Origin of the sequence: Micromonospora mangrovicola, assembly GCF_047200535.1 — a bacterium.
In the GTDB taxonomy this organism is placed as follows: domain Bacteria; phylum Actinomycetota; class Actinomycetes; order Mycobacteriales; family Micromonosporaceae; genus Micromonospora.
On the sequence record NZ_JBJZOG010000034.1, the window covers coordinates 1 to 19,285 of the forward strand.

The 19,285-nt window shown below is 74.3% G+C and carries 21 protein-coding genes; 12 read left to right on the forward strand and 9 right to left on the reverse strand.

What is annotated here, in order from left to right; translation table 11 throughout:
* Positions 1 to 33: 33 nt before the first annotated feature.
* Positions 34 to 870, reverse strand: coding sequence for an undecaprenyl-diphosphate phosphatase (locus ACL02O_RS15945; RefSeq protein WP_412818849.1), 837 nt, complete (start codon positions 868 to 870; stop codon positions 34 to 36).
* Positions 867 to 1,919, reverse strand: coding sequence for an LLM class F420-dependent oxidoreductase (locus ACL02O_RS15950; RefSeq protein ID WP_412818850.1), 1,053 nt, complete (start codon positions 1,917 to 1,919; stop codon positions 867 to 869). Before ACL02O_RS15950 ends, ACL02O_RS15945 begins: the two co-directional genes overlap by 4 nt.
* Positions 1,920 to 2,085: 166 nt before the next feature.
* On the opposite strand from ACL02O_RS15950, the gene ACL02O_RS15955 reads away from it, so the two are divergent.
* Both ACL02O_RS15955 and ACL02O_RS15960 read left to right on the forward strand, forming a co-directional pair.
* Entirely contained in the window at positions 2,086 to 3,057 is a 972-nt protein-coding gene (locus ACL02O_RS15955) for an aldo/keto reductase (RefSeq protein WP_412818851.1), read from the forward strand.
* 68 nt (positions 3,058 to 3,125) lie between these two features.
* Entirely contained in the window at positions 3,126 to 3,317 is a 192-nt protein-coding gene (locus ACL02O_RS15960) for a DUF5703 family protein (protein WP_412818852.1), read from the forward strand.
* 70 nt (positions 3,318 to 3,387) lie between these two features.
* On the opposite strand, the gene ACL02O_RS15965 is transcribed toward ACL02O_RS15960, so the two are convergent.
* Positions 3,388 to 4,041, reverse strand: coding sequence for a hypothetical protein (locus tag ACL02O_RS15965; RefSeq protein ID WP_412818853.1), 654 nt, complete (start codon positions 4,039 to 4,041; stop codon positions 3,388 to 3,390).
* A 58-nt stretch (positions 4,042 to 4,099) separates the two neighbouring features.
* Positions 4,100 to 5,428, reverse strand: a complete 1,329-nt coding sequence (locus ACL02O_RS15970) for a M20/M25/M40 family metallo-hydrolase (RefSeq protein WP_412818854.1) — start codon at positions 5,426 to 5,428, stop codon at positions 4,100 to 4,102.
* 192 nt (positions 5,429 to 5,620) lie between these two features.
* On the opposite strand from ACL02O_RS15970, the gene ACL02O_RS15975 reads away from it, so the two are divergent.
* The 3 genes from ACL02O_RS15975 to ACL02O_RS15985 all read left to right on the forward strand — a co-directional run bounded on the left by ACL02O_RS15975 (position 5,621) and on the right by ACL02O_RS15985 (position 7,562).
* Positions 5,621 to 6,238, forward strand: coding sequence for a hemerythrin domain-containing protein (locus tag ACL02O_RS15975; protein ID WP_412818855.1), 618 nt, complete (start codon positions 5,621 to 5,623; stop codon positions 6,236 to 6,238).
* Positions 6,239 to 6,319: 81 nt separating this feature from the next.
* The gene (locus tag ACL02O_RS15980; protein WP_412818856.1) at positions 6,320 to 7,306 is read left to right on the forward strand and encodes a LysR family transcriptional regulator; all 987 of its coding nucleotides are present in this window, start codon (positions 6,320 to 6,322) and stop codon (positions 7,304 to 7,306) included.
* Positions 7,307 to 7,325: 19 nt separating this feature from the next.
* Entirely contained in the window at positions 7,326 to 7,562 is a 237-nt protein-coding gene (locus tag ACL02O_RS15985; RefSeq protein WP_412818857.1) for a hypothetical protein, read from the forward strand.
* A gap of 55 nt (positions 7,563 to 7,617) precedes the next feature.
* Here ACL02O_RS15985 and ACL02O_RS15990 read toward each other — a convergent pair whose 3' ends face one another.
* Genes ACL02O_RS15990 through ACL02O_RS16000 form a run of 3 tightly spaced genes read right to left on the reverse strand, consistent with a single transcriptional unit; the run spans position 7,618 to position 10,730 of the window.
* Positions 7,618 to 7,968: a DUF3140 domain-containing protein gene (locus ACL02O_RS15990; RefSeq protein ID WP_412818909.1), complete on the reverse strand. Its 351-nt coding sequence runs from the start codon at positions 7,966 to 7,968 to the stop codon at positions 7,618 to 7,620.
* Positions 7,968 to 8,141, reverse strand: a complete 174-nt coding sequence (locus ACL02O_RS15995) for a hypothetical protein (protein WP_412818858.1) — start codon at positions 8,139 to 8,141, stop codon at positions 7,968 to 7,970. Before ACL02O_RS15995 ends, ACL02O_RS15990 begins: the two co-directional genes overlap by 1 nt.
* Before the next feature lie 39 nt (positions 8,142 to 8,180).
* Positions 8,181 to 10,730 (reverse strand): ATP-dependent Clp protease ATP-binding subunit, encoded by a 2,550-nt coding sequence (locus tag ACL02O_RS16000; RefSeq protein ID WP_412818859.1) that lies wholly within the window; start codon positions 10,728 to 10,730, stop codon positions 8,181 to 8,183.
* 140 nt (positions 10,731 to 10,870) lie between these two features.
* Between ACL02O_RS16000 and ACL02O_RS16005 the strand changes: the two genes are divergently transcribed.
* The 6 genes from ACL02O_RS16005 (at position 10,871) to ACL02O_RS16030 (ending at position 16,676) form a co-directional block, all read left to right on the forward strand.
* On the forward strand, positions 10,871 to 11,248 hold the full coding sequence (locus tag ACL02O_RS16005) for a hypothetical protein (protein WP_412818860.1): 378 nt from the start codon (positions 10,871 to 10,873) through the stop codon (positions 11,246 to 11,248).
* 180 nt (positions 11,249 to 11,428) lie between these two features.
* Positions 11,429 to 11,689, forward strand: coding sequence for a hypothetical protein (locus tag ACL02O_RS16010; protein WP_412818861.1), 261 nt, complete (start codon positions 11,429 to 11,431; stop codon positions 11,687 to 11,689).
* A 12-nt stretch (positions 11,690 to 11,701) separates the two neighbouring features.
* The gene (locus ACL02O_RS16015) at positions 11,702 to 12,592 is read left to right on the forward strand and encodes a hypothetical protein (protein ID WP_412818862.1); all 891 of its coding nucleotides are present in this window, start codon (positions 11,702 to 11,704) and stop codon (positions 12,590 to 12,592) included.
* Positions 12,585 to 15,257: an FtsK/SpoIIIE domain-containing protein gene (locus tag ACL02O_RS16020; RefSeq protein ID WP_412818863.1), complete on the forward strand. Its 2,673-nt coding sequence runs from the start codon at positions 12,585 to 12,587 to the stop codon at positions 15,255 to 15,257. The genes ACL02O_RS16015 and ACL02O_RS16020 overlap by 8 nt, the downstream gene beginning before the upstream one ends.
* Positions 15,254 to 15,922, forward strand: coding sequence for a hypothetical protein (locus ACL02O_RS16025; protein ID WP_412818864.1), 669 nt, complete (start codon positions 15,254 to 15,256; stop codon positions 15,920 to 15,922). Before ACL02O_RS16020 ends, ACL02O_RS16025 begins: the two co-directional genes overlap by 4 nt.
* Before the next feature lie 43 nt (positions 15,923 to 15,965).
* Positions 15,966 to 16,676 carry an SGNH/GDSL hydrolase family protein gene (locus ACL02O_RS16030; RefSeq protein ID WP_412818865.1) on the forward strand — a complete coding sequence of 237 codons (711 nt, stop codon included), beginning with the start codon at positions 15,966 to 15,968 and terminating at the stop codon, positions 16,674 to 16,676.
* Here ACL02O_RS16030 and ACL02O_RS16035 read toward each other — a convergent pair whose 3' ends face one another.
* Together ACL02O_RS16035 and ACL02O_RS16040 are read right to left on the reverse strand one after the other, a co-directional pair.
* Positions 16,677 to 17,645, reverse strand: a complete 969-nt coding sequence (locus tag ACL02O_RS16035) for a phosphotransferase family protein (protein ID WP_412818866.1) — start codon at positions 17,643 to 17,645, stop codon at positions 16,677 to 16,679.
* A gap of 56 nt (positions 17,646 to 17,701) precedes the next feature.
* Entirely contained in the window at positions 17,702 to 18,379 is a 678-nt protein-coding gene (locus tag ACL02O_RS16040) for a TetR/AcrR family transcriptional regulator (RefSeq protein WP_412818867.1), read from the reverse strand.
* 53 nt (positions 18,380 to 18,432) lie between these two features.
* Between ACL02O_RS16040 and ACL02O_RS16045 the strand changes: the two genes are divergently transcribed.
* Positions 18,433 to 19,272, forward strand: a complete 840-nt coding sequence (locus ACL02O_RS16045; RefSeq protein WP_412818868.1) for an alpha/beta fold hydrolase — start codon at positions 18,433 to 18,435, stop codon at positions 19,270 to 19,272.
* The last annotated feature ends 13 nt before the right edge of the window (positions 19,273 to 19,285 follow it).

Genomic DNA, 19,285 nt, shown 5'->3' on the forward strand with positions numbered 1-19,285 from the left:
CGCCGGCCAACGGCGTCTACGCGCTCGGGAGGGTCAGGTGGCGTTGATGGTCCCGGTCAGCAGCAGGCACAGCACCAGGGTGCCGATCGCCACCCGGTACAGCACGAACAGGTACAGGGTGTGGTGGGCGACGTAGCGCAGCAGCCAGGCGATGGCCGCGTAGCCGATGCCGAAGGCGATCAGCGTGGCGACGACCATCTGCGCCCCGCTCGGCGCGGCGGTGCCTGGCGCGGAGGGCTCGAAGACGTCCGGGATGCTGAACACGCCGGACATCACCACGGCTGGGATGGCCAGCAGGAACGAGTACCGCGCCGCGGTTTCCCGGGTGAGGTTGAGCAGCAGGCCGGCGGTGAGCGTGCCGCCCGACCGGGACACCCCGGGAATCAGTGCCATCGCTTGGGCGAAGCCCATGATGACGCCGTCGCGCATCCGGAAGTTCTCCAGCGTGCGGGTCTGCCGGCCCCAGTACTCGGCGACGGCCAGCACGAACGCGAAGAAGATCAGCGTGAACGAGACCAGCCAGAGGTTACGGCCGGCGGTGCGGATCTGGTCCTTGAACAGCAGCCCGAACACGCCGATCGGGATGGTGCCGATGATGACGTACCAGCCCATCCGGTAGTCGAGGCTCGACCGGACCGACCGGTCGAACAGGCCGAGCACCCAGGTACGGACGATCCGCCAGATGTCCTTGAAGAAGTAGATCAGCACGGCCGCCTCGGTGCCGAGCTGCGTCACCGCGGTGAACGACGCGCCGGCGTCCCGGCCGAAGAAGATCGCCGAGGTGATCCGCAGGTGCCCGGAGGAGGAGACGGGCAGGAATTCCGTGAGCCCCTGGACGATGCCCAGGACGATGGCCTCGACCCAGGTCACTCGCCGACTCCGGACAGGTCGAGGGCCTCGGCGACGGTACGCAGGGTCTGCACGCCACTGTCCCGGTCGGCGACGAAGAGGGTCACCGACAGGGTGGTCACGCCGGCCGCGGCGTACTCCCGCATCCGCTCGGCGATGCGCTCCTTGGGTCCGAGCAGCGAGGTGCGGTCGATGAATTCCATCGGGATCGCGGCGGCCGCGTCACGCTGCCGCTTGGCCAGGTAGAGGTCCTGTACCTCGCGGGCGGCGTCGCCGTAACCCATCCGGGTGGCGAGCTGGTTGTAGAAGTTCTGCTGCCGGCTGCCCATCCCGCCGACGTAGAGCGCGGCGTACCAGCGGACCAGCTCGGCGCAGCTGGTGATGTCGTCGCCGACCACCACCGGCACCGACGGGACCACGTCGAAGCCGGCCAGCTCCTTGCCGGCCCTGGCCCGCCCGGCCCGCACCGAGGCGAGCTGCTCCTCGGCGAACTCTGGGGCGTAGAAGACGGCCAACCAGCCGTCGGCGATCTCGCCGGCCAGCTCCAGGTTCTTGGGCCCGACCGCGGCCAGGTAGATCGGGATGTGCTCCCGCGGCGGGTGGAAGCCCAGCCGCAGCGCCTTGCCCGGCCCGTCCGGCAGCGGCAGGGTGTAGTGCTCGCCGTCGTACGCGACCTCCTTGCGGGCGACCGCCAGCTTCACGATGTCGACGTACTCCCGGGTCCGCGCGAGGGGCTTGGCGAACCGGACGCCGTGCCAGCCCTCGGAGACCTGCGGGCCGGAGACGCCGAGGCCGAGGCGGAACCGGCCGCCGGAGAGGGCGTCGATGGTCGCCGCCGTCATCGCCGTCATCGCGGGGGTGCGGCCGGGGATCTGCATGACCGCGCTGCCCACGTCGATCCGCTCGGTCTGGCCGGCCATCCAGGCCAGCATGCTCGGCGAGTCGGAGCCGTAGGCCTCCGCGGCCCACACCACCGAGTAGCCGAGCCGGTCCGCCTCCTGAGCCAGAGCCAGGTGGTCGGCGGGTGTGCTCCACGCCGTCTGATATCCGAGGCTGAGCCCGAGTCGCACTGGTCCTCCCACCATCCGCACCACAGGTCGCACCAGGTTACGCAATACGGGTCCCGGAGCCGATCACCGGCTCACCCCGAACACGTCACACCCGGCCGGGCGTGGGGCAGGAAGTTGACTCCAGGCGAGGATATCCGTGACGGCAGGTTCGAAATAAGGTTCACCCATGCAACAGCGACCGCTCGGCCGAAGCGGGCTGGCGGTTTCGCGGCTCGCGCTCGGCACCATGACCTGGGGACGGGACACCGATGCCGACGACGCGGCCGCCCAACTGAAGAGCTATCTCGACGCCGGCGGCAACCTGGTGGACACCGCCGACGTGTACGCCGACGGCGACGCCGAGTCGGTGATCGGGTCGCTGCTGGGCAGCCTGGTCTCCCGCGACGAGCTGCTCATCGCCACCAAGGCGGGGCTGCGGCCGGGCAGCGGCCGCCGCCGGGACGGCTCCCGCGGGCATCTGTTGCGCACCCTGGAGGCCTCGCTGCGCCGGCTCGGCGCCGACCACGTCGACCTCTGGCAGGTGCACGGGTACGACCCGGACACCCCGCTCGAGGAGACCCTCGCCGCCCTCGACCACGCGGTGTCCAGCGGGAAGGCCCGGTACGTGGGGGTGTCGAACTTCGCCGGCTGGCAGACCGCCCGCGCCGCCGCCTGGCAGTCGGCCTGGCCGGGGCGGGCGCCGGTGGTCGCCGCTCAGGTGGAGTACTCGTTGCTGGAGCGGGGCGTGGAGCGCGAGGTGCTGCCCGCCTGCGAGGCGCTGGGGCTGGGGGTGCTGCCCTGGTCGCCGCTGGGCCGCGGGGTGCTCACCGGCAAGTACCGCAACGGCCGCCCGGCCGACTCCCGGGCCGCGTCGCCGCACTTCGAGCGGTTCGTCACACCGTACCTGGAGCCGCGCTGCTCCAGCATCGTGGAGGCGGTGGCGACCGCGGCCGGCGGGCTGGGCGTGTCACCCATGGAGGTGGCCCTGGCCTGGATCCGGGACCGGCCGGGGGTGACCGCGCCGATCCTCGGCGCCCGGACGGTGGGGCAGCTCCTCGGCGCGCTCCAGGTGGAGCGGATGACGCTGCCGGACGAGATCGTCACCGCCCTGGACGACGTGTCCGCGGTGCCGGTCGGCTATCCGGAACGGGACGGCTGAGCCGACCGGGCGAGCCGGGTCACCGTCGGGGGTGGCGGCGGGCTCCCGAGCTGGGCAGCATAGGGGCCATGGACTACGAATACGCGCCGCTGCGGTTGCCCCCGAATGTCGATCGGTTGACCGCCGCGGCGCAGCTGGCGATCCAGGCGGAGTTCTCCGGCTGGGAGTTGGCCCGGGTACGGCTGTACCGGGACGGGACGCGGCAGGTGATGCTGCGCCGCCGCCGGATCAACCAGCCGCAGCCGGGCCTTTCCTACTGAGGAGCCGCGCCCGGGCCGGCAGCACCGCCGGGGCCCGCCGCGCACGGTCGGGCCCCGAGGGCGTCACGGCCTAGTGGGCGTGGTCGTGCTCCTCGTCGAGCTCCAGGAACGGGTGCTCGTCGAGCCGGCCGACCAGGCGGTCGTCGGCGGCCGGCTGGAACGGGCCGACCGGGTCGTCGTCGTCGAACGACTCCAGGTCGACCGGGGTGCCGACCTCGCTGACCATGACCACGCCGTCGAGCGGCTCCAGCTCGGGCACGTCCAGCGCGCTGAGCGAGCCGTCGCCGCTCTGCAGCAGTTCCAGCACCGCCTCGCCGACCCCCTCGACCGGGGCCGGCACGTCCTCCTCCGGGGTGCCCTCGCGGCGGGCCGCCTCGGCCGCCCGGATCAGGGCGGCCACGCTCGGCACCCGGTAGTCGCGGCGCTGCCGCACCGAGATGACCCGCGGGTGCGGGTCGGTGGCCTCGACTCCGTCGACAGCGCCGAAGCGCTCATCGGCCTCGTCCGGGTCGATCGACTCGACGTCCCAGGGGGTCACCTCGCCGAAGGCGTCCAGCAGCTGCTCGTCGTAGGCGAAGGAAGCGTTGTTCAACGAGACGTACGCCTGCCAGACGGCGTCGTCGTCGATCCGGCCCTCGGCGGCGCGGACGGCGGCCAGGTGGGCGCGGGCCGCATCGATGACCCGCTCGAGGGCGGCATCCAGCTCACCGTGCTGGTCGGTCATGTGAGGCAGTTCCTTCCGATGGGGAGTTCCGCGCCGACGGGTGACGCGACGGGCACGGTTAGCAGTTGCGGAGAAACCGGTCGAGAACCCGCACGCCGAACTGTAGTCCGTCCACCGGGACGCGCTCGTCGATGCCATGGAACAGGCCGGAGAAATTGAGGTCGGCGGGCAGCCGCAGCGGCGCGAAGCCGAAGCAGCGGATGCCGAGCTGCGAGAACGCCTTGGCGTCGGTGCCGCCGGAGAGCATGTACGGCACCGGGTGGGCGCCCGGGTCCTCGGCGCGCAGCGCGGCGGACATCGCGTCGACCAGGTCGCCGTCGAACGTGGTCTCCAGGGCCGGCTGGCGCTGGATGTACTCGATGGCGATGTCCGGGCCGACCAGCTCGCGCAGCTGCCGCTCCAACTCCTCGGACTGGCCGGGCAGGCTGCGGCAGTCGATGGTGGCGGTGGCCCGCCCCGGGATGACGTTGTCCTTGTAGCCCGCGGCCAGCCGGGTCGGGTTGGCGGTGTTGCGGACGGTCGCGCCGATGATGTTGGCGATCGGGCCGAGCTTGGCGATCGCGGTCTCCGGGTCGTCCGGGTCGATGTCGATGCCGAGGACGGCCGAGACCTCCTCCAGGAACGCCCGCACGGTGTCCGTCATGACCACCGGGAAGCGGTGCCGGCCGATCCGGGCGACCGCCTCGGCGAGCGCGGTGACGGCGTTGTCGTCGTGCACCATTGAGCCGTGGCCGGGACGGCCCTTGGCGTGCAGGCGCAGCCAGTCGATGCCCTTCTCGGCGGTCTCGATGAGGTAGAGCCGGCGCTGCTCGTCGACCGAGTAGGAGAAGCCGCCGACCTCGCCGATCGCCTCGGTGCAGCCGTCGAAGAGGTGGCGGTGCCGCTGGGCGAGGAAGTGTGCGCCGTAGTCGCTGCCGGCCTCCTCGTCGGCGGTGAACGCCAGCACGATGTCCCGGGACGGGCGGGCCCCGGTGCGCTGCCAGTCGCGCACCACGGCGAGCACCATCGCGTCGAAGTCCTTCATGTCGATCGCGCCCCGGCCCCACAGGTAGCCGTCGCGGAGCTCACCGGAGAACGGGTGCACCGACCACTCGTCCGGGTCGGCGGGGACCACGTCCAGGTGGCCGTGCACCAGCAGGGCGTCCCGGCCCGGGTCGGTGCCGCGGATGCGGGCGACCAGGTTGGCCCGGCCGGGCGCGGACTCGTGGATCTCCGCGTCGACGCCGACCTCGGCGAGCTTCTCCGCGACGTACTCCGCCGCGCGCCGTTCCCCGACGCTGGTGTCGTTGTCCCCGGTGTTGGTGGTGTCGATGCGCAGCAGGTCGCGGCAGAGATCCACGACCTCGTCGGTGGGGTCGGGTCGGGCGGAGGCGGCGTCGCTCGTCATCGCTTCTTCATACCAGCCGGCCCGGGCAGCCGGCCCACCCCGCCCGGGCGCGGTTTCGCGGATCGCGGGTACGGGTACCGCCGGACCGTCCCCGGACCACCACACCCGTCGATCGGCTGTCCGGGGTCGCGGCGCGGCGTCAGAGGTGCCGGGCCCGGACGGCCGTAGCCGCCACGAGTCGAGGAGGGCATCATGACCATTCCCCTGCCGCCGCTTCCGCCCGCCGCCGACGACGCGTACCGGCCGGGCGGGCGGAGCCTGGCCGACATCGTGGACCGGGAGCACCGGGCGCTGCTCGGCCTGGCTGAGCAGGTCACCGACCCGCAGCTGGCGGCCGAACGCCGGCGGGAGGTGGCCGACGTGCTCACCGCCGCGGTGTCCCGGCACCTGTCCGCCGAGGAGCAGTACCTCTTCCCCGCCGCCCGGGCCGCGGTGCCGGAGAGCGCCGAGCTGGTGGACCGGGAGATCGAGGCGGATGCGGCGCTGCTGACCGCCCTCAAGGGACTGTCCGGGGCCGACGATGCGGCCCTGGCGGACGTGGCCGACCGGGTACGCCGGCACGTCAGCCGGGTCGCCGCGCTGGTCGCCCCGCTGCGCGAGGTGGCCAGCGACGCCGAGCTGATCCGGTTGGGCAACCGGTGGGAGATCGCCGAGGAGGCCGCGCCGAGCCGGCCGCATCCGGGCACTCCGGCCACCCCGCCGTGGAACAAGATCGTGGAGCCTGCGGTGGGGGTGCTGGACAAGGTCCGCGACGTGGTGACCGGCCGGCGCACCCGGCTGTCGGACCTGAAGCCTCCACCCGGTCACTGAACCCAGTGCATCGACCGATCGGCATGTGCCGATGGCGAAACATCCCTTCCGCACGCCGGTTCGTGGTCCTACCGTCACCCTATGAATCTGGAGCTGCGACACCTGCGCGTGGTCTGCGCGATCGCGGAGACCGGAAGCGTCACCAAGGCCGCCTCGACGCTCGGCCTGGCCCAGCCGGCGCTGACCGCCCAGCTCCAGCGCATCGAACGGGCCCTCGGCGGACCGCTCTTCGAGCGCGACCGCCGGGGCGCCCGCCCCACCCCGCTGGGTGAGCTGGTGCTGGACCGGGCCCGGGTGCTGCTGCCGGCGATGAAGGGCCTGCAGGACGAGGCGGCCCGGCTGGCGGGGGCGGGCGACCCGCTACGGCGCTACCGGTTCGGCGGGGTGAACAGCCCGATCCTCGGCCGGCTGGTGCACCGGCTCGCCGCCGAGCAGCCCGAGGTGCAGATCACCACGTACGCCTCCTGGTCGGTGGACGAGCTGGCCCAGCTGGTGGCCGGCGGCCGGCTCGACTTCGCGCTCAGCGGGGTGTGCGGCGACGCCACGCCCGCGGCGGAGTTCGGGTTGAGCTGGCGGGAGGTCGCCGTCGACCCGGTCTTCGTGCTGCTGCGCCAGGCCCACCCGATGGCGGGCCGGGACGAGATCCGCCTGGTGGACCTGCGGCGCGAGCAGTGGGTGGCGGCGCCCGGCGACGGCTGCTTCGGCGACTGCTTCGCCGCCGCCTGCGCCCGCGCCGGGTTCGCCCCCCGCAAGGTGTACGAGGCGGACGTGCGCGGCGGGCTGGATTTGGTCGACGCCGGTGAGGCGGTGGCGTTGTGCCAGGCCACCTTCCGCCCGGTCGCCGGCCTGGTGACCCGCCGGCTGGCCGGGGCGCCACTGCGCTGGCGGTTGCTGCTCGGCTGGCACCCGGACGCGCCGGCCGCCCGGGTGGCCGAGACGGTGCTGGAGACGGCGGTGGCCGCGTACACCGACGCCCTCGCGAACCACCCGGACTACCTGGCGTGGCTGCTGCGCCACCCGGACTTCGGCGCGCAGCCGGCGTCCGCGGGCGGGGTGCGAACCGCCTGAACGCGGGTATCACGCCGACATGACTGACCTGTACCCCGCCGCCGACCAGCGGGAACTGCTGCGCCAGGCGGCCGCCGCGCACACCGCCGCCTCCACCGACGTCGAGACCTTCCTGCGCCGGCTGCCGGAGGTGCCCGACGCGGCGGACATCACCGAGTACGCCAACCTGCTCAGCCGGGAGGAGCGGGCCCGCGGCGACCGGCAGGCCGCCGCCGACGCCGCCGGCCTCCAACTGCCGAGCGTGGAACCGGAGTAGCCACCCCGCTCCGACGCCGTGCCCGCTGGGGCACGGCGTCGGTCGTACGGACGGGTCAGCGTTCGATCAGGACGTCGTGACCCAGGTCGAGCAGGGAGTGCCGCCACTCGTCGTCGGCGTTGCCCCGGCGCGGCTTCTCCGCGGTGAGCGCCCGGATCCGTTCGATGGCGTCGCGCATCACCTCGATGTCCTCCGGGGTGAGGTCCACCTTCCGCTTGCTCAGCACGGCGAGGATCTGCCGGCCGGGCTCGGGCAGGTCGAGGTCGGGGTTCGGGCCGAACGCCTCCTCCCCGGAGCCACGGGTCAACAGCCACCGGCGCAGCTGTTCGGAGGGGACGTTCACCTCGGCGTGGAAGTCGTCCCAGATCACCTCGACCTCGGGGTCGAGTCGCGCCTCGCGTACCATCACGCCTCCTCTCCCGGCGGCGACGCGGACGGCGTCCCGTCGCCCTCAACCTTCTCGCTCTGCTGCTTCAGGCCCTCCGGCGGCACCTTGACCCGGGACGGGTTCGCCGTCGGCGGCGCCACGATCGGTTCGCTACGTTCGGTGTCCTCCCGGGTCTCCTCAGGTTCGGTCATGTCCGCCCTCCGCTGGCGTCGAGGCTGCGCCGTCATGGCTCAGCGGGGATGGGAGGTCGTCGCGGCGGTGTAGCCACGGTCCCCGGCCGTCACATCCAGGGCGAGCTGCCCGTCCCGCGCGTCCACGATGACCTTCTGCCCCGGGGAGATCTCGTTCTCCAGCAGCATTCGGGAGAGCCGGTTGTCCACCTCCCGCTGGATCACCCGGCGCAACGGCCGGGCGCCGAACTCGGGCTGGTAGCCGTGCTCGGCGAGCCAGTCGATACCGGCGGTGGTGAAGTCCACCTGGATGTCCTGCGCGTGCAGCCGGCGGCGGGTCTCCTCCAGCAGCAGCTCGGTGATCTGCCGTAGCTGCTCGGCCTCCAGCCGCTGGAAGATGATCACCTCGTCGATCCGGTTGATGAACTCCGGCCGGAAGTTCTCCTGCAGCCGCCGCATCAGCCGCTCGCGCAGATCGCTGGACTCCTGCTGGCCCGGCTCGCCGGCGGCGAAGCCGACCGTGCGTTGGGTTCCGGTGATCAGCTCCGAACCCAGGTTGCTCGTCATGATCAGCACGGTGTTCTTGAAGTTCACCGTGCGGCCCTGGCTGTCGGTGAGCCGGCCGTCGTCGAGCACCTGGAGCAGGATGTTGAACACGTCCGGGTGGGCCTTCTCGATCTCGTCGAGCAGCACCACCGCGTACGGGCGGCGACGGACCGCCTCGGTGAGCTGGCCGGCCTCCTCGTAGCCGACGTAGCCGGGCGGCGCCCCGACCAGCCGGCTGACCGTGTGCCGCTCCTGGAACTCGCTCATGTCCACCCGGACCATCCGGTCCGCCTCCCCGAAGAGCGCCTCGGCGAGGGCCCGGGCCAGCTCGGTCTTGCCGACGCCGGTGGGGCCGAGGAAGAGGAAACTGCCCATCGGGCGGTTCGGGTCGGCCAGCCCGGTACGCGATCGACGCACCGCCTCGGCGACCGCGCTGACCGCCTCGTCCTGGCCGACCACCTTCTCGTGCAGGTGCCCCTCCAGGCGCAGCAGCCGGTCGCGTTCCTCCTCGGTGAGCTGGTTGACCGGGATGCCGGTGGCCCGGGAGACCACCTCGGCGATCTCCTGCGGTCCGACCTCGGGCACGTGGTTGGGGCCCTCGTCGCCGCGGGCGCGGCGGATTTGGTCCTCCAGCTCGGCGGTCCGGTCGCGCAGCTGGGAGGCCCGCTCGTACTGCTCGTCGGCGACCGCCTGCTCCTTGTCCCGGCGTACCTCGTCGAGTTGCTGTTCCAGCTCGCGCACGTCGGCGGCCGGAGTGCGGGTGCGCAGCCGCACCCGGGCGCCGGCCTGGTCGATCAGGTCGATCGCCTTGTCCGGCAGGTACCGGTCGGTGATGTACCGGTCGGAGAGTTCGGCGGCCGCCACCAGGGCCTCGTCGGTGAACCGGACCTGGTGGTGCGCCTCGTAGCGGTCGCGCAGGCCGCGCAGGATGGCGACGGTGTCCTCGACGCTGGGCTCGGGGACCAGCACCGGCTGGAACCGGCGGGCGAGGGCGGCGTCCTTCTCGATGCTGCGCCGGTACTCGTCCAGCGTGGTCGCGCCGATCACCCGCAGCTCGCCCCGGGCGAGGGCCGGCTTGAGCATGTTGGACGCGTCCATGCCGCCCTCACTGCCGGCGCCGCCCGCGCCGACCAGGGTGTGGATCTCGTCCAGGAAGATGATCAGCTCCTCCCGGTGGGACCGGATCTCGTCGATCACCTTCTTCAGGCGTTCCTCGAAGTCGCCCCGGTAGCGCGTGCCGGCGACCAGGCCGGCCAGGTCGAGTTGGATGACCCGCTTGCCGATCAGGGTCTGCGGCACGTCGCCGTCGCAGATCCGCTCGGCGAGTCCCTCCACGATTGCGGTCTTGCCGACGCCGGCCTCACCGATCAGCACCGGGTTGTTCTTGGTCCGCCGGGACAGGATCTCCACGGCCTGCTCGATCTCGTCGGCCCGGCCGATCACCGGGTCGATCTGGTCGTTACGGGCCAGATCGGTGAGGTCCTGGCCGTACTGGTCGAGGGTGGGGGTGCCCCGGTCCGGCTTCGGGCCGGGCATCGGGCCGCGTTCGGCGCTGGCCGCCTGCAACGACTCGGGCTGGATCCGGCCGGCGGCGAGCATCCGGCCGGCCGGCGACTCCGGGTTGAGCGGCAGGGCCATCAGGATGTGTTCGGGCCCGATGTAGTTGGCCCCCATCGCCCGGGAGAGCTGGTGCGCGTCGAGCAGTGCGCGCTTGGCCGCCGGCGTGAGCGACAGGTTCGGCGGCACCTCGCCCCGGGGCGCCCCCTCACCGCGCCCGCCGAGGGCGTTGACCAGCGTGTCCGGGTCGGCACCGGCACGGCGCACCAGGTCGCGCAGCGGCTCGCGTTGCAGCGCGGCCCAGAGCAGGTGGTCGGTGTCCAGGTCGTTGCTGTGCTTCTGGGCGGCCCGGCGGGCCGCGTCGGCGAGCATCTCCCGTGCGTCGGCGGTCATCAGGCGGGTGATGTCGACCCGGTGCGCCGGCCGGCGTCCTGCCTCGCCCCGGCCGAAGTAGCGGGCCAGGAACTCGTCCCACGGGTCGTTGCCGAAGTCACCGGGTCCCATCATCTCTGTCCTCCGCAGTCGGTCGGCACGGCCGGGGCGCGACATGGCGCGGCACGGTCGGCGGTGGCTACCCGGCGCTCGGCGCGACAAACGCGGGGGGCCGGCAGCGGGTGGACCGTCGACCCCGGTGGCAGGCTGGGGGCATGGAGACCAGGCCGCTGCTGATCGTCGACGGCGCGAACGTGGTGGGCTCCCGCCCGGACGGCTGGTGGCGGGACCGGGCCGGGGCGGCCGCGCGGCTGCGGGACGCGTTGGTGCCGTTGGGCGAGCACGGCGTCCCCCCGGAACTGCCTCCGCCGGTGGAGGTGGTGCTGGTGGTGGAGGGCGCGGCGCGGGGCGTGCCGGGGGTGCCCGGGGTCGCCGTGGTGGCCGCACCGGGTTCCGGCGACGACACCATGGTCGACCTGGTCGCGGCGGCGCCCGGCCGCCGCCGGGTGGTGGTCACCGCCGACCGGGAGCTGCGGGCCCGGGTGGGCGCGCTCGGCGCCGAGGTGCACGGACCGCGCTGGCTGCCCCGCTGACCGGCCGCGGACGGGACCGGCTGTCCCACCGACGGGACCAGGGCTGATCGCCGCGGAACCTCTTCGCGCACGTCAACGGCACAATCGGACAGCAGGGCAGGAACACCGCGAGGGTGGATGTTCGCCCCCCGGTCGGGATGAGTTGTAATGGAGATCTCCCCTGCCCCCAGGAGGTCCCCCGTGGCGAGCGTCGCCGAGCTGAAGGCAGCCATAGATGTCGCCCTCCAGCAGATAGGTGACGGGCAGACAGCCGTGCAGGCGGCCGGCGAGAAGCTGGCCGAGGCGCAGCAGACCCTGGCCGGCGCGTTGGAGGGCAGCGGGCACGAGACGGTCGAGTCGGCCCAGGCGTCGCTGACCCAGGCCGCCCAGGAGCTGGAGGAGTGCCTCGCCGCCACCCTGGTCGCGGTCGAGCAGGCACAGCTCTACGTCTCGACGCTCTGAGAGGGCCGGGCCGTGTCCATCGTCGAGGACATCGGCGCGCAGGTGCGCGCCGCCGCCGAGGAGCTGCCGCTCGCCCCGCTCGCCCTGGCCTTGGAGAAGTTCGGCCAGGCCACCGAGCGGCTGCGCTGGGTGCGCCAGGAGTCGGCCAACCCGATGGGGGTGCCGGAGCTGTCGGCGGCGACCGAGCACGCCGAGACCGCCGCCCACGCGCTGCGGGTGGCCCAGGAGCAGTTGTCCGCGTACCTGGGCGCGATCGGGCTGGCCGCCGACGGGTCGCCCGCCCCGACCGGGGAGCAGCGCCGGCCGAAGCACGACGCGCCGCGGGGGGAGACCCCCCCGGCCGGCCCGGGCCACGCCGGGGAACCGGGCGAGCAGCCGGCGATGCGGCGCTGGTGGGCGGTGCGGGTGGCCGAGCTGACCGGTGGCCGGGAGAGCGCGGCCGACGAGCCGGACGAGCGGGTCGACGACTCCCGGGAGCTGCTGCGCCGGGTGGTCACCGGGGTCCGCTCCGGCGACCGGGACCGGCTGCACCGCGAACTGCGCGGCGCGCACGCCGACGTCGGGCTGGGACTGGCCGCGATCGCCCCGCCGATGCTCCGCGGCCTGGCCGGGGAACTGCTCGGGCACCCGCCCCGCGCCGACGACCTGGGTCGGCTGCGCAGCGAGCTGGACGGGCGGGTCCGGGACCTGCTGCCCGGGCTGCCGCCCCCGGTGCTGGACACCCTGCTGACCCGGGTCTGCCGGATGCCCCCACCCCGCCGCTCCGGTGCGGAGGAGCGGCCGCACGCGGCCGACCCGGCGGTCACCGCCGGGGTGGTCACCGGGGTGTTGCTGGACCGGCTCGGCCGGGACCTGCCGAGGGACGCCGAGGAACGGGAGCCGTCCCGGGGTGTCCATGGCTGACGTCCGCGCCCAACTGGTGTCGCGGGTCCGCGGGATGCTCTCCGAGGCCCTCGGCGCGACCCGGAACCGGCTCGCCGCCGCCGATGCCGAGCTGGTCGCCGGCCAGGACCGGCTGGCCCGGGTGCGGCGCGCCGCGGCGGCCGTGCCGAAGCGGGTGGGTGAAGCCCGCGACCGCCGGCTGGCCGAGATCGACGCCCGGCACACCCGGCGGATCGGCGAGCTGACCCGCTCGGCCGCCGCGGCGGCCGAGCGGGAGGCGCCGGGGGCGGCGTCCGCGCGGTGGGACCGGTGGCGACCGACGCCGGCCGGCCGCAGCGAGAGCCCCGGCGCCGTCCGGGTCGGTACGGTACGCATCCCCGGCGCCGAGCCGGTGCCGGCGCTGGTGCCGCTGCTGGACGCCGGCCACGTGCAGCTGGCCGGCAGCGACCGCGAGGGCATCGCCGCGGTGGTCCCCGCGCTGCTGCTGCGTTCGGTGGGCCGCGCCGATCCGGGCACGGTCCGGCTCTTCGGCTACGACCCGGAGCACCTCGGCGGCGGGCTGGCCGGGTTCGCCCCGCTCGGCACCGCCGGGCTGCTCACGTTTGTCGGCCCCGGCGGGCTGGGCCGGCTGCTGGACGACCTGGTGGAGCAGATCCGCCGGATCAACGAGACCGTGCTCGCCGGCGAGTACGGCTCCCTGCGCGCCCTGGCCGCGGCGACCGGCCGCCGGCCCGAGCCGTGGCGGGTGGCGGTGCTGCTCGGCGGGGACGAGCTGTCCCGGCACGAACGGGGCCAGCTGGACCGGGTGGTCCGCACCGGCGCGGCCTGCGGGGTGCACCTGGTGGTCCGCGGCATCGAGCTGCCGGACGACCCGACGGTCACCCGCGTGGTGGTGGAGCCGGAGGACGCGCGGATCGCCGGGCTGCCGGTGGTGCTCGACGCGCCACCGCCGGCCACGCTGGTCACCGAGACCTGCCGGGAGGTGGCGTCCCGGGTCAACGCGGGCCCGCCTCCGGCACCCTTCACCGATCTGCTTCCCCCGTCCGAGGAGTACTGGCGGGCGGACTCGGCGCAGGGGCTGACCGCGCCGATCGGCGAGGGCCCGCACGGGCGACCGGTGCTGCTCACCCTCGGCGACTACCCGCCGCACGCGCTGATCGGCGGCCCCTCCGGCACCGGCAAGACCAATCTGATCTTCGCCTGGATCGGCGCGCTCGCCTCCCGCTACTCCCCCGCCGAGCTGGAGTTCTATCTGCTCGACTTCAAGGAGGGGGTGTCCTTCGCCCGGTTCGCCCAGGGCCGGCGGGACCCGAGCTGGCTGCCGCACATGCGGCTGGTCGGCATCAACGTCAACACCGACCGGGAGTTCGGGCTGGCCCTGCTGCGCTTCCTCGCCGAGGAGCTGCGCCGGCGGGCGGACGCCGCGAAGAAACACGAGGTCACCAAGCTGGCCGAGCTGCGCGCGGTGGACCCGACCGGGCACTGGCCGCGGATCGTCGCCGTGGTCGACGAGTTCCAGGCGCTGCTCGCCGGCCGGGACGTGGTCGCCCGGGAAGCCGCCGACCTGCTGGAGGACCTGGCCCGGCGGGGCCGGTCGCAGGGCATCCACCTGGTGCTCGCCTCACAGGACGTGCGCGGCATCGAGGCGCTCTGGGGGCGGCCCGCCCTGGTCGCCCAGTTCACCCTGCGGATCGCGCTGCCCAAGGCGTTGCGCATCCTGGCCGAACGCAACGACACGGCGCAGTCGCTGCCCCGGCACCACGCCGTGGTCAACGCCGAGTCCGGGCTGGTCGAGGGGAACGAAGTGGCCCGCATCCCGTCGGCCAGCGACTGGGAGACCTGGAGCGAGCTGCAGCACCGGCTGTGGCGGATGCGCCCGCAGGACGCCGCCCCGGCCCGGCTGTTCGACGGCGACGCGATCCCGAAACTGGCCGAGGCGCCGGACTTCCGCGCCCTGACCGCCCCGGAGCAGGGGGTGCCACGCAGCCCGGTGGCGCTGCTCGGCGAGATCATCGACGTGCAGGCCCGCTCGGCGGCGCTGCGGCTGCCCCGGGCTCCCGGCCGCAACCTGGCCGTGCTCGGCACCCGGGTCGACGAGGCGTGCGCGGTGCTCGACGCGGCGGCCCGCTCCCTGGCGCGGCAGCACCGCCCGGGCAGCGCCCGGTTCTCCATCGCCTGCCTCGACCCGGACGCCGACCCGGCCGCCCGCGCCCTCTACGAGGACCTGGCCGACGACGCCGCCTGGTACGACGAGGAGACGGTGCCCGAGCTGATGGCCGAGGTGGGCGACTCCCTCGGCGCGCCCGGCACCCCGAACAGTCCGCACTACCTGCTGCTGTACGCGGTCGACGCGGCGGCCGGGCAGCTCGCCGGCCGGGCGGGGCGGCGGACCGGGCTGGAGCAGCTGCGCCGGATCCTGCACGACGGGCCGGAACGGCGTACCCACGTGCTGGCCTGGTGGCGCGGGGTGGCCCGGATGCGGACCGACCTGGGCGGTCCGGCCGCCCGCATCGAGAACATCGGCGCCTGGGTGGCGCTGGACGTGCAGGGCGCGGAGCTGGGCTCCTCGCTGTACCCGAGCACCGGCGGCCCCGACTGGTACCCGCGCCCGTGGCGCGGTCTGTACTTCGACCGGGCGGTGCACCGCACCGGGCAGGTGATCATCCCTTATGGTCCCTCCCGATGAACGAACCGGCCAGCAGTGAGACGTACGCCGCCCAGATCCGTCGGCTCGCCGAGCTGACCACCCGGGTGGCCGCCCAACGCGCCGAGGCGCACACCTGGTTCGCACAGCAGTGCGCCGCCGCGGACCGGGCCGTGGCCGAGGCCACCGAGCAGGTCCGGCGCGCCGAGGCGCAGGTGGCCGAGGCGCAGGAGATGGTCGAGCGGGTCGACGCCGAGGCCACCCACCTGTGGGGACAGTTGCACGCCCGGGTCGGCACGGGCGGGCGGCGGCTGGGCGATCCGCCGGGGCCGGCGCGGGAGGCCACCGGCGACCCGGTGCCGCTGCTGCACGGGGTGCGGGAGCTGCTGAACCGGACCCGTCAGCCGGGCGAGCTGCCCGCCTCGGCCAACCCGCTGCTGGTGGCCTGCGGGGTCGGCGGGGCGGTCGTCGCGTACGCCCTGGGGTTGGCGGCGCGGGCGCTGGGGCACGGCTCCGGGGGCGACCTGGCGGTCGGCATGCCGGTGCTGGCACTGGTGGTCACGCTGCTCGGCCCGCTGGCCGGGCTGGCCCCGGCCCGGCTGGTCGCGGACCGCCGGCACGCCGTGCTCACGCCCCGCCCGATGATCCTGGTGGCCGCCGCCGGCCTGGTGACCACGCTGCTGCTGCTCGCGCTCGGCCCGCGCTGAGCGGATGATCGACGGGGCGTCGCCGATCGGCTAGCGTGCGGACGTGGGATCGACGTTGACCGAAGCGACGGATCCGTGGTGCCTGCGCCCGGGTGAGAGCGCCCAGCTGCTGCGCGGTCACCCGTGGCGGCGGTTCGTGGTGCTGGGCGACAGCGTGGCCGAGGGGCTGTGCGAGCCGGTCGACGGGTACCCGGACCTGCAGTGGGCGGACCGGATCGCGGCCGAGCTGCGCGGCGTCCGGCCGGGGCTGGCGTACCTGAACCTGGGGCGGCGGGGGCTGCGGGCGCACGAGGTGCGGGCGACCCAGCTCGCCCCGGCGCTGGACTTCGCCCCGGACCTGGCGTTGGTGGTCTGCGGCGGCAACGACGCCTTCCGCGCCGGCTACGACCCGGACGCGGTGGACGTCGAGCTGACCGCGATGGTGGACGCGCTGCGGGACGCGGGCGCGGAGGTGATCACGGTTGGCATGTTCGACGTCTCGCACAGCCCGGCGGTGCCGGCGGCGCTGCGGGCCGGGCTCGGCGAGCGGATGCGTCTGCTGTCGTCGCGCACGGGTGCGCTGGCGTTGCGGCTCGGCACCCTGCACGTGCACCTCACCGACCACCCGCTGGTGGCCGACCCGTCCCTGTACAGCAGCGACGGCCGGCACGGCAGCGCCCGCAGCGACGCCATCGCGACGGCGGAGACCCTCCGGGTGCTGGGTGCCCGGCCGGGGACGGCCACCGGACCGCCCGGGGCGCGCCCGGCTCCCTGATCAGGGGGACGGCAGGCGGGCGAGGATGCGGCCCGTGGCGTGGCCGGCGATGGACCGGACGAAGGCGCGGTCGGGGAAGTCGCCGTCGAGCAGCCGGAGCGGGCCCGTCACCAGGGACAGATCCATGGCCAGGCGGCAGAGGGCCAGACGCGGCTCGTCCAGCCCGCCGACCGCCAGGTGGTGGTAGGTCTCCCCGAAGCGGAGTTCCAGAAAGGCGTGCTCCCACTCGACGTCGAAGAACATCAGGCCCTCGATGTCGATCAGCACCGGCTCGTCGCGGTCGTCTACCAGCACGTGGTCCGGGCCCAGCTCGCCGTGGATCAGGCGGTACCCGGTCCGCGGCCTCACCTCGGCGTACGCGGCGTCGAGCAGGGCGGCGATCCGCTTTTCGGCCGCGGCGATGGCCGGCACCCGGCGGGCGCACTCGGCCAGGTGACGCCGGGCCCGGTCGCGGACGACCGTGTGTGGTGGCGGCGCGGCCGGCGGCGCGAGGCTCAGCGGACGGCCGTACCGGTCGCCGCGCCGGCCGTGCAGGGTGCGCACCAGCTCACCGAGGCGGGCCAGCACCGGCGCAGCCCGGCCGGGGTCGCGGGCGTGCAGGGCTTCGAGCGTCCCCCCGGGCACGTCCTCCACCACGGCCAGGCCGGCGTCGCGGTCGAGCAGCCGGACCCCCGGTACGCGGACACCGGCGGCGGTCAGCTCGGCGTGCGCGGCGGCGAAGAGGTCGAGCCCGGTGGCGGGGGCGAACGGGCCGTCGACATCCCCGTCGGTGGTGGGCCACCAGTTCTCGGCGTCGCGCCAGACGTGCAGGACGCAGCTCGTGGCGTCGTCCAGGGTGAGCCGGTAGACGCCCTTTCTCGTGCCGCCGGTGAGTCGCGTGACGTCTTGCACGGTGCGGGCGTTGCGGTACAGCTGGCGCACCACCGCGTCCATCTCGGCCGCGGTCGGCCGCTTCCGCTCCCCGTCCATCCGCGCATCCTGCCCTCGGACCGCGCAGGGTGTCGACCGGGTTACGGGCGGGCCGGTCAGCCGGGCTCGGCGCTGAGCAGTCCCGCCAGCAGGCCGCGCAGGGTCCGTTCGAAGAGGTCCCGGCGGGGGGCGGCGGTCGGCGGAGGCTCGGTGAACGCGGCGGCCAGGTGCGGGTATGCCGCGAGATCGACGTGGTCGAAGGTGAGCGGACCGGCGCTCGCCCCGGCCCGGGCGAAGAGCGACACCACGCCGGTGACCATGGCGATCGCCTCGAACTTCGCGGTGACCGGGGCGCGCACCGGCTGGAGGATGCGCAGGCAGGTGTCGAACCAGGCGAGGGTGTTCGGGCCTGGCGTCCCGGCGTGGGCGATCGCGTCGGCGAGCCACGGGTGCCGCCGGTACAACTCCAGTTGGTGGCGGGCCAGCAGCACCATGTCGTCCCGCCAGTCACCGGCGTCCTCGGGGTACGGCCGCAGCTCGCCGACGCACCGGTCGACCATCAGGGCCAGCAGGTCGTCGCGGGAGGACAGGTGCCGGTAGAGCGAGCCGGCGGCCATGCCCAGCGCGCCGGCGACCGCGCGCATCGACACCGCCGCGAGACCGCCCGTGTCGGCGAGTTCGACCGCGGCGGCGGCGATGGCGTCCCGCCCGTGCGTCGGGGCGGGACCCCGGGTGCCCCGCTCCGGCCGGCTCCAGATGGAACCTCCGCCGAAGTCCGTGGGTGCGCCGCTCACCGCACCAGTGTAAACTGCAAACACCGTTCGCGGTTTTGCGGGAGGGCATGGCGATGGAGCGGATCACGGCACCGGACGGCGCGAACATCGTCCTGCACACGAGCGGCACCGGCCCGGGTGTCGTGGTGGTGCACGGGGGCGGGGTCACCATCGACGAGTACCGCCGCCTCACGGCGCGGCTCGCCGACCGCTTCACCGTGCACCGCTACAACCGGCGGGGGCGGGCGGACGCCCCGCCGAGGCGGGAGCCGTACACGGTCGAGCAGGAGATCGACGACCTCGGGGCGGTGCTCGCCCACACCGGCGCCCGCCGGGTCCTCGGGCACAGCTACGGCGCGTTCGTGGTGCTGCAGGCCGCGCTGCGGCTGCCGCTGGACCAGGTCGTGACCTACGACGCGCCGCTCTGCCTCGCCGGGCACGGCCTGCCGACGGACTACCTCGACGCGACCGAGGAGGCGATCCGTGCCGGGGACATCGCCCGGGCGATGGCCATCGTGGCCGCCGGCGTGAACCCGCAGGACGCCGCGTCGCGGCTGCCGCTGGGGGTGCGAACCGCGATCTGCCGGCTGTTCCTGCGCACCCAGATCGGTCGGAAGATGGGCGCGCTGCTGCCGATGACGCTGCGGGAGAGCCGGCAGATCGAGGCGCACGAGGGACCGGCCGAGCAGTACGCGGGCATCGAAGCCGAGGTGCTGCTCGCCTGCGGAGCCCAGGCCGCGCCCTGGTACGCCGAGATCAACGACCTGCTCGCCGCGGTCCTGCCCCGGGCCCGGACGCTGCGCGTTCCCCGCTGCTCGCACAACGGCATCGCCGTCGCGCCCCCGCGGCTCGTCGACCCGATCGCCGAGTTCCTCGCCACGCCGACGCCCTCGGAGCGGACCGGTTCGGTGTGAACGGGCCTCCCGA